Raw genomic sequence first — 4,949 nt, forward strand, 5'->3', positions numbered from 1 at the left:
TTCGAGAAGCTGGGTTGGTCGGTCTATATCGTGGAAGGTGAGGAGTCTAACCTGAAGTTAACCACCCCCTGGGATCTGGTGCTGGCCGAGCAAATTCTACAGCAGCGCCTCGAGCTGGCGCGTTAGCTTAATCCCTTACTCTCTGTCGCCCTCACCCCCAACCCCTCTCCCAAAAGGAGAGGGGAGTTTTTGCGGAATCGGCTGCTGTTAGGATGCAGGCTGCTGGGGCGAGAGGAGAGCAGATGAGCGAGGAGACTTCGTCCTACTGGCCTGTGCACATTGTCGGCGCCGGCCCCGGGGATCCCGAGCTGATTACCCTGCGGGGCCAGAGAGTGCTCGCGGAAGCAGATGTAGTATTCTACACAGGCTCTTTGGTGCCGGAGGGGCTGCTGACCCATTGTCGCCCTGGGGTGGAGGCCATCGATACACGCGCTTTCACCTTGGAAACGCTGCTGCCCCAGATGGTGGAGCGGGTCAAGGCAGGGCTGCGGGTGGTGCGGCTGCAGGATGGGGATCCGTCTCTTTACGGTGCTCTGCACGAGTTGCTGATTCGGCTGGCGGAGGCCGGGATCCCCTTTGAGATCGTGCCGGGGGTGAGCGCCTTTCAACTGGCAGCCGCCCGTCTGCAGGTGGAGCTAACGGTGCCGGAGCTGGTGCAGACGATCATCCTCACCCGCGCCAGTGGCCGGACGCGTGTGCCGGCAGCGGAAGCCCTGGCCAGTCTGGCGGCCCACCGCGCCTCTTTGTGTCTGTATCTGAGCGCCCGCCATGTGGAACAGGCCCAGGCGGATCTAATGACCCACTATCCCGCCGATACCCCTGTGGCCATTTGCTACCGTCTGGGCTGGCCGGACGAGCGAATCTGGCTGGGATCCCTGGCGGAGATGGCGGCCCTCACCCGGCAAGCCAGCCTGGAACGCACCGTGCTCTACCTCATCAGTCCCGCCCTACGGGGCTTGGCAGGAGCCGGCTCGGCCCGCTCGCGGCTCTACAGCCCTGACCACGCCCACCTCTTCCGCCCCAAAATTGGCCGGCGGGCCCATTTGTAACAGACTCTTTCAGTATATTGACGGATGACGGCAGGCTGAACATAATGACGATGAGGCAGCAAGATGAGGTCAAATACTTTGGCTTCTGGCTGCAGGGCGCCCATCTTTGCCAAAAGAAGTGGATCCCTTTTGGGGTTGTTGCAAGACTTTTTTTCTCCCTCTTTCTAGCCTTATGCTTATGGATGACTCATCTGCTGCTCGCAGCGCGGCAACCCTGATCAAGACTTTGCAGAAGGCCCTTGCTCCCCTGCCAAGCCGTTCGGCGCTGAAACAAGATGTCCTTTACCTGATGGTGGAGCTCCCACAGCAGGGACTGTTCAGCCGCTCTATGGTGTTGCAGCGGGTTGCCGACCAATTGGAAGGCGCGCCGGTGCAGGGAGTCAGCCAACTGGTGGTGTACGGTCGGCTGCAGGGAGAAACACAGCCGCAGTGGAAAAAAGTCTTCTATTTGTCTTCTGGGAAAAGCGGTGCCGACGCCACGCAGATTGTATTGCCGGACGCCAAGATTTCCGAGATCAAGGTGCTGGATGCCCAAAAACCTGTTGTGGATCCCGATGGCAGCTCTGATTTTCGCAAAGTTAAAACTCTAGAGGCGCCGGTTCCCAAAACCCAGAAAGAGCGACGCTCAGAGCCTGACCCAAGTCAGTCTCCTGCTGCTCATGGCTCTGCACAGGCCCAAGCTGGGATCCCGACCTCTCCGCCCACGACTGCCCCTGCTCGCCCCAGTTCTCCCATCAGCCTTCCGGTCAACGTTCAGGCGCTTGGCCAGCAGTTGCACCAACCTACCCTACGACCCTTCCTGGGGGGAGCCCTGGCTTTGTCTCTCCTGCTGGGGGCCGGGTTGGTGGTGCATTCTTTCCGGCAGCCCGACGTCCCTGCCCGGGCCAGATCGCTGGGAGTAGGGATCCCTCTGTTGATCCTGGCTGCAGGGGGGAGCTGGCTGGGGTGGAAAGGCCGGCGTGCTGTCAACACCTTTAAGCGAGAGGGATCCTCTGATCCTTTGGCAGAAGGTTTGTCCTTTTTACAGGCCAATCAAGTTCCTGAGGCAGTGGAGCGGTTTCAGGAGGCCCTGTCCCTCACCCAGGGATCTGCTCAAGTTGAGATCCATAGCCTGCTCGGCCAAGCCTGGGCCGAGAAAGGCAACTGGGCAGAAGCCTTGGCCCAGCAACAAAAGGCCCTTGAGTTGGATCCCCACTTCAGCCAGGCCCACCTCCGTATTGCTCAAATTCGCCTCAAGTTGGGGCAATGGGACGAGGCGATCGATTCCTGTTGGTCTGCTTTGGAATTGAACGATCGCCTGGGCCTGGCCCACCACCTGATGGGGCAAGCGCTGATGCGCAAGGGCCAGTTGAAAGCGGCAATAGCAGCTTTTCAAACCGCCCTCAATCTCGATCTGGATCCCGAATTAGCCGCTGCTGTGCGGGTGGATCTGGGCTTGGCCATGGTTCATGCGGGGCGTCTGGCCCAGGCTGGCCAAGAGTTCAGCCAGGTGCTCCTCTCCGGCAGCTCCTCCAAGCTCCAGCAGGGCCGCGCCCACTACGGGCTGGGCTTGGTCTTAGCGGCCCAGGAGCAGCACAACGAAGCCATCAAGAGCTACCAGCGAGCTCTGGGGCTGGTGCCCAACTTGCCTGAGGCGGTTGCTGCCATCGGCTTGTCCTATTTGGGTCAAAAACACCGCGACGCCTCCGGGCGCAAGTTTGTCTGGCCCCAGCAGGTGCAAGAGGCTGTGCAACAGTTTGAACAAGCGTTAAGAGAAGACCCAGATTTGCCCGAAGCCCACTTTGGCTTGGGGGAAGTGGCCCGTATCAAGGGGGATCTGAGCTCGGCGGTGTCCAGCTATCAACGGGCGATGCGCAGCAACGGCAGCTACGGCATGGCCCACTATCGCGTGGGATCCGTCTTGGCCCGCCAAGGCAAGCTGGAGCAGGCCATCGATCACTTTCGCTCGGCTTTGGAAATTTCTCCCAACTTCCCCGAAGCCAGAGGGAGCCTGCAGCGGCTTCTCTCCAAGCAGATGGAAGAGGTGCATACCGACCTACTGCCCGTGTAAAGATGGGAGCTGATCGACGCTGAGGGATCCCGGTTGCCGCCCGACAAGGTGCGCGCCCGCCTGCGAGAGGTTGCCGCTCCAGCCATGAAGGGAGCCCTGCCCACAGTGGTCTTGGCCGGATGTGGCTATGGGGCCATCGACGCCTTGCGGGCCCTCAAAGGGCAAGCGCGGGTGATCGCCATCAATCCCCACCCCTACATCGTCAACTCGGGCATGTCCACGCGGCTGCTGAGCGGTCGGTTTTCCCTGGATCTGGTGCGGATCCCGCTGCTGGAGCACGTTCAAGCCAATGGTGCCCAGTTTCTGCCGGGACGAGTAACCCACATGCAGCCGCAGGCGCAAACCCTGACCCTGGAAGGCGCAGGCGGGATCCAAACCCTTGCCTACGATTACCTGTTGGTGAATGTGGGGCGGGAGCTGCGTCCCATCGACGGGATGCAACATGCCTTCGCCATTCGACCGGCGGAGCAACTGGTGGCCGCCCAAACCTGGATCCGGCAGTGCTGGCAGCGGGCGGCCCAGGGAGATCCGACGCCGGGCCTGCTGACCTTTGTGGTGGTGGGGGGAGGTTGCACCGGCACAGAGCTGATGGGAGAGCTGTACGACCTCTGCCGCGAGATGAGCGCAGCAACGGGGATCCCTTTGGCGCGGGCCCGCCTGCTCCTGATCCATGGCCAGGCCCATCTGGTCGAGGGCTTCTCAGAACGCTTCCGCCAGGAGGTGGAAAGGGAGATCCGCCGCTTGGGGGTAGAGATCTGGGCGGAGCGCCGGGTAAAAGCCTTCGGGCCACAGCAAGTTTGGCTAGAGGATGGCAGCGAGCTGGTGGCCCAGACCCGCCTATGGGCGGGTGGGTTGCAGGCGCCCGCCTGGCTGAGAAGCTGCGGCCTGCCGCTGGGGCCGACGGGATCCCTGCTGGTGGATGAGTGCCTGCGGGTGCAGGGGGCAGAGCGCATCTTGGCCTTAGGGGACTGCGCCGACTTTGTCTGGGGATCCCGTCTCTTGCCCAAGATCGGCGTGTACGCGGTGCGCCAGGGGCCGATTGCAGCACAAAACCTGCTGCGGCTCATCCGCGGCCAACCCCTGCTTCCCTACCGACCCCAGGCCACTGTGTTTGTCTGCGTTACGATGGGAAACCGGGTTGCCGTCGCCGAGAAGGGCAGGTGGGTCTGGCGCGGCTACCTGGCCACGCTGCTGAAAAACCTGTTCGATTGGCTCTACATGCGCCAACGCAAGCCCGTGCGCTGGCAGGCGTTTTTCTACTAAATCTCTACAGAGAACGGGGTTAAGATTAAGTTACAGATTGGCCGGAATGGGCTAGCTTCCTCGGCTTCTCGATCTCGACCCTATCGCCCTTCAACCCTCAAAAGCTCTTGACGCTCTCCGGCCCAAGCAGCGACCAAGCGGGAACAACAATGCCTCTCGATAACCTGCGCGGACTCTATCAGCAAGTCATTCTGGAGCGGTACAAAAAGCCCCGCAACTTCGGCAAAGTGGATCCGGTTCATCGCCACCAACGCGGCCACAACCCTTCCTGTGGCGACACCATCGACCTCACCTTGCAACTGGATCCGGATCAAGAGCGAATTGTCGATGTCAAGTTCGAGGGCGAAGGCTGCGCTATTGCCCTGGCCTCTGCCGATCTCATGGCTGACGCCGTGCGGGGGCGCACCATCCCCGAAGCGTTGCAGTTGGTGGATCACTTCCAAGCCATGATGCGCGGCGGCGCTGAGTTTCCGCGGGAGCAGCGGGCCTTGAACGCCATGAAGGGAGTTGCCCAATTTCCGGTGCGCATCAAGTGCGCCAACCTGGCCTGGCATGCCCTCAAACACGCGCTGGAATCGCCCGAACCC

5 protein-coding genes are annotated in these 4,949 nt (G+C 61.5%); all 5 read left to right on the forward strand.

Features of this window, described 5'->3' with window-relative positions:
* Nucleotides 1-9: 9 nt before the first annotated feature.
* Nucleotides 10-126, forward strand: a complete 117-nt coding sequence (locus tag NW857_RS01705; RefSeq protein WP_414367806.1) for a 2-C-methyl-D-erythritol 4-phosphate cytidylyltransferase — start codon at nt 10-12, stop codon at nt 124-126.
* A gap of 116 nt (nt 127-242) precedes the next feature.
* Nucleotides 243-1,049, forward strand: a complete 807-nt coding sequence (cobM, locus tag NW857_RS01710) for a precorrin-4 C(11)-methyltransferase (RefSeq protein ID WP_414367790.1) — start codon at nt 243-245, stop codon at nt 1,047-1,049.
* A gap of 178 nt (nt 1,050-1,227) precedes the next feature.
* Nucleotides 1,228-3,099 carry a tetratricopeptide repeat protein gene (locus NW857_RS01715; protein WP_414367792.1) on the forward strand — a complete coding sequence of 624 codons (1,872 nt, stop codon included), beginning with the start codon at nt 1,228-1,230 and terminating at the stop codon, nt 3,097-3,099.
* 33 nt (nt 3,100-3,132) lie between these two features.
* The gene (locus NW857_RS01720; protein WP_414337877.1) at nt 3,133-4,362 is read left to right on the forward strand and encodes an NAD(P)/FAD-dependent oxidoreductase; all 1,230 of its coding nucleotides are present in this window, start codon (nt 3,133-3,135) and stop codon (nt 4,360-4,362) included.
* Between the two features lie 149 nt (nt 4,363-4,511).
* A partial coding sequence (sufU, locus tag NW857_RS01725) for a Fe-S cluster assembly sulfur transfer protein SufU (protein WP_414367794.1) occupies nt 4,512-4,949 on the forward strand: 438 nt, incomplete at its 3' end.

This window comes from Synechococcus sp. H55.9 (genome assembly GCF_047462355.1).
Classification (GTDB): domain Bacteria; phylum Cyanobacteriota; class Cyanobacteriia; order Thermostichales; family Thermostichaceae; genus Thermostichus.